This is a genomic window from Megasphaera sp. AF13-6AC (genome assembly GCF_027685385.1).
GTDB classification, from domain to species: Bacteria; Bacillota; Negativicutes; order Veillonellales; family Megasphaeraceae; genus Megasphaera; species Megasphaera micronuciformis.
Map to the genome: position 1 here is coordinate 1 of NZ_JAQCUN010000307.1, position 659 is coordinate 659.

Genomic DNA, 659 nt, shown 5'->3' on the forward strand with positions numbered 1-659 from the left:
CAAGAACTTGATGGACTTGCCCCGTTCTCGAACGGCGACGGTATAGTTCTTCAAAAGACTCGATTCGTCCGCCATGGAAACCAACTCATGATAGTGTGTGGCAAAGAGAGTAAATGCGTGAACGTGTTTTAAACAATATTCAATAACCGCCTTGGCAATGGACATACCGTCGAAGGTACTCGTACCTCGGCCGATTTCGTCCAAAATCAACAAACTGCGACACGTAGCGTGTTTTAAAATATAGGATACTTCCTTCATTTCCGTCATAAACGTACTTTGACCCGTTAAAATATCGTCACTGGCGCCGATACGCGTAAAAATCCTGTCAACAGGGCAAATATCGGCACTCTCGGCAGGGATAAAAGATCCCGTCTGTGCCATTAATATCAAGACTGCCGTCTGACGCATATACGTCGATTTACCGGCCATATTGGGTCCCGTTATAACAAGAACTTCGTGATCCGTATGGTTAAGCGTAACATCATTAGGTACAAAGAGTTCGTTTTTATTATATTGCTCAATAATGGGATGACGACCTTCTTCGATGCGAACGACTTCACGACTGTTTAATGCAGGCCGTACGTAGCGATTCTCCTTGGCACATACGGCCAGGCTGTACAAGCTGTCCGCTACGGCTACGGCACGAGCCGTTTCCTGCA

General features: G+C 46.3%; 1 protein-coding gene. It reads right to left on the reverse strand.

Annotated features, from left to right (window positions below):
• Window positions 1-659, reverse strand: a 659-nt coding sequence (locus PGX78_RS09050; protein ID WP_442864830.1) for a MutS-related protein, incomplete at both ends; no start/stop codon positions are given.